The following is a 3389-nucleotide window of genomic DNA, read 5'->3' on the forward strand; positions in this document are numbered from 1 at the left end:
GCCGCCGGGAGCACCCGGCCGGCGCCGCCCCAGGTCCCGGGCAGTCTGGTGGCGTACGCCAACGGGCCGTACGTCGACATCTACGTGACCAAGAACGCGCCGTATCCCGTGGTCCGGCTCCCGAACCCGTGGCCCCTCAACGGAGACGCCGCCGTGCCCATCAATCAGGTGTTCCTCGTGGTCGGACGGCCCGCCGACGGCTGGGCCGAGGTGCTTCTGCCCATGCGTCCCAACGGGCTCAAGGGCTGGATCCGGACCAGCCAGGTCCGGCTGCTCAGCGACCCGTGGCGCATCGACGTCTCCGTCGCCGCCCACCTGATCCTGATCCACCGCGGCGCCGACCTCGTGTACCAGGGCCCGGTTGCCACCGGAGCACCGGCCACGCCTACCCCGCTCGGGGACTACTACATACGCGTGCTGCTGCGATCCTCGGACCCGACGAGCGTCTACGGCCCGTTCGCCTACGGGCTGTCGGCCCACTCCGACGCCCTCACCACCTTCAGCGGGGGGGACGCCGAGATCGGCCTGCACGGCAACGACGACGTGTCGGCACTGGGCCACAGCGTCACCCACGGGTGCGTGCGGATGGACAACGCCGAGATCACCGCCCTGGCCGCCGACCTCCCGCTGGGCACCCCGGTCCACATCGGGGCCTGAGGCCCGGCTCAGCCGGTGAAGGTCGGGCGGGCCGTCACCGCGGTGGCGGCGGGGGCCACCGAGCCGCCTCCGGAACCCCCACCGGAGGAAGGCGGCGTGGTCGTCGTGGTGGTCGACGGGCTGGTGGGGGTCGTGGTGGCGGCGGGCGGCCCGGTGGTGGTCGTGGTGCCCGGCACGACCGTCGTGGTCGTCGTGCTCGTGGTGGTGGTGGTCGCGGCCGGCGGCGCCGTCACGGTGAGGGTCCCGAGGGTCACCGCCGTGGACGGGCCGGAGTTCGTGCAGTACCCCTTGACGGTGTCGCTGCCGGCCTTGGCCGAGCCGGGGATCGTCATCGGCGTGTTGTTCTGGGCCCCGTCCGGCGGCTGGATCTGGGCCACCGGGTTGTTGGCCGGGTCGACGACCAGCAGGGTGACCGTGGGCGAACCCGGACAATTGGCGAAGCCGTTGAAGAAGATCTGGCCTCCGGCCTGCACCGAGTGGGGGGTGAAGGTCACCCCGCTCAGGTCGTCCGCCCGGGCCGGCTGGGCCAGGAAGGCCCCGCCCCCGATGGCCGCGACCACCAGCCCGGCCATGATCCCACGCCGCATCCCGCACCCCCCTGGTCCGATGAAGCTGTGATGTCGGAGGCGGGTGGAACCCCACCGCTTCCGGGAGCGCCGCCGCTTCCCAGGTGACTCTCAGCCGAGTATGTCAGCGTGGGGCGCGAAAGGAAATAGGCCTTCGAGCCGAAATAACTAGCGGCGCCACAACGGGCGTTGCGGGTGACGGAGGATCGGGAGCGTCAGATGAGGGACAACATCCTCAAAGGGATCATGGCGGGCGTGTGCGCCTACGAGCTGGCCGCCCTCATCGCCGAAACGGCCCGCTTCGAGCATCCCAAGACCATCTCGGTGCTCACCTCCCGCTCCCGGGTCATGCGCGGGGCCATGGCCGCCGGCTACATGGCGCTCGGCGTGCACGTCGGCTACGTCGTCAAGGGCAGCCAGTAGCTACCGTTCGGCCCCGTGGATTGGGAGGCGTGGGCCCGGCGGGCGGAGGCAGCCCTGTCGGTGAAGGCGCAGCGGGAGTGGAGGGGGCTGTTCGCGGAAGGGGCCACCTTCGCCGATCCCCAGACGACCACCCCGACCGCTGACCTGAAGGCCATCTCGCGCGACACCCGGTCGATCTTCCCGGACTGGGAGCAGGAGATCACCTCGATCCGGGGCGCGGACGGGTGGGCGGTGTTTGAGTGGATCGGGCGGGCCACCTACGCCCCCGGGAGCGGCCAGCCCGGAGCCGGGGCTCCGATCGAGCTGCACGGGGCCACCATCGTCGAGGTCGACGGGGACGGCCTGGTCACCGCCTGGCGCGACTATCTGGACCGCAAAGAGCCCGAGGACCAGATCCGCCGGGCGGCCCGGGCGGAGAGGGACCGGCCCCGGCCCGGTACCTGACCGGGACCGGGCGGCCAGGTGACCGTCCGGTAACTCGGCCCGAGCCATAACAAGCGGACGCTCTGTGACGATTACCAGTCCGTGGCGTCGCGGGAGATGGGTGGGGGGCGGGCCGAGCCGGCCGAGCGGGCCTTCGTCGGGCGCGCCCACGAGCTGGCCCGGATCGACGCCGTCCTCGAGGAGAGCGCCGGCCGGTCCCTGATCCTCGTCCACGGGCCCAGCGGGATAGGCAAGAGCCGGCTCCTGCAGCGGGTGGAGCAGCGCTGCGCCGAGCTGGGCCGGCCCGTGGCCCTCCTGGACGCCGCGGCCCTGGCCAACTCGGAGGGGGCGGCGCTGGCCCTGGTGGCCTGGGCGGGCGAGCACCCCGCTCCCGTCGTGGTGATCGACGGCTGGGACGAGGCGGGGGGCGGCGCCCGCGCCATCCGTGACGACCTGCTGGCCCGGCTGCCGGCCGCCGCGGTCGTGATGATCGCCGGGCGGGCGGCGCCCGAGCCCGACTGGTGGGAGGGGTGGCGCGAGCTGATCCTCGAGCTCCCCCTGGCCCCCCTCGACCTGGGCGACGCCCTCGAGCTCCTGTCCCTCACCGGGGTGGCCGACCGCGACCGGGCCGCTCGGCTGGCGTCGTGGGCCGGCGGGTCCCCGCTGGCGCTGGTGATGGCCGCCGGGGCCGGAGAGGGCTTCCGCCCCGACCGCCCCGACCGCCTCGACTCCCTCGACCGTCTCGACCAGGCCAGCAACGCCACCCTGGTGGCCCGGCTCAGCCGGCGCCTTCTGGACGGGGACGTCCCCGACGAGCGCCTGGGCCCGCTGGCGGTGGCCGCCACCGCCCGGGTCACCACCCCCGACGTCCTGGCCGCCGCCCTCCCCGGGGTCGACGCCGAGGAGACCTACGGGTGGCTGTCGGGGCGGAGCTACGCCGACCGCACCCCCGGGGGCCTGGCCCTCCACGCCCTCGTGGCGGGCGTGGTCCGCTCCGAGATCGGCCAGCGCCACCCCGACCTGGTTCGCGACGTCCGGCGGCGCCTGGCGGACCACCTGTGGGCCCGCGCCGTGAGGGCGGGGACGCCGTTCGTGCCGGACCTCATGCACCTGATCCACGACCCCGACGTGCGCTGGGGCATCGGCTGGGACGACCGCATCGAGTACGCCATCGACCGGGTCCGCCCCGGGGACGAGGAGGTCCTGGCGCCGTTGTGGAACCAGCCGGGCGACCCCGGCAACTGGGACTGGATCGTCCGCTACCTGCGCGAGGCCCCCGACGTGGTGGGGGTGGCGCGGGACAACGAGGGCACCCTCCGG

Annotated in this window: 5 protein-coding genes; 4 read left to right on the forward strand and 1 reads right to left on the reverse strand. The window is 73.9% G+C overall.

All coding sequences use genetic code 11. The features are described 5' to 3' along the window. Window positions 1–657, forward strand: a 657-nt coding sequence (locus VFW24_08940; protein HEX5266887.1) for a L,D-transpeptidase, incomplete at its 5' end; no start/stop codon positions are given. Window positions 658–665: 8 nt separating this feature from the next. On the opposite strand, the gene VFW24_08945 is transcribed toward VFW24_08940, so the two are convergent. Next, window positions 666–1244 carry a hypothetical protein gene (locus VFW24_08945; protein HEX5266888.1) on the reverse strand — a complete coding sequence of 193 codons (579 nt, stop codon included), beginning with the start codon at window positions 1242–1244 and terminating at the stop codon, window positions 666–668. A 198-nt stretch (window positions 1245–1442) separates the two neighbouring features. Between VFW24_08945 and VFW24_08950 the strand changes: the two genes are divergently transcribed. From VFW24_08950 to VFW24_08960, 3 genes are all read left to right on the forward strand, one after another. Further along, the gene (locus VFW24_08950) at window positions 1443–1646 is read left to right on the forward strand and encodes a hypothetical protein (GenBank protein HEX5266889.1); all 204 of its coding nucleotides are present in this window, start codon (window positions 1443–1445) and stop codon (window positions 1644–1646) included. Window positions 1647–1661: 15 nt separating this feature from the next. Beyond that, window positions 1662–2090: a nuclear transport factor 2 family protein gene (locus VFW24_08955; GenBank protein HEX5266890.1), complete on the forward strand. Its 429-nt coding sequence runs from the start codon at window positions 1662–1664 to the stop codon at window positions 2088–2090. An 81-nt stretch (window positions 2091–2171) separates the two neighbouring features. Next, on the forward strand, window positions 2172–3389 hold a 1218-nt coding region (locus VFW24_08960), incomplete at its 3' end, for an AAA family ATPase (GenBank protein ID HEX5266891.1).

The organism is Acidimicrobiales bacterium (assembly GCA_036273495.1).
GTDB lineage: Bacteria > Actinomycetota > Acidimicrobiia > Acidimicrobiales > JAJPHE01 > DASSEU01.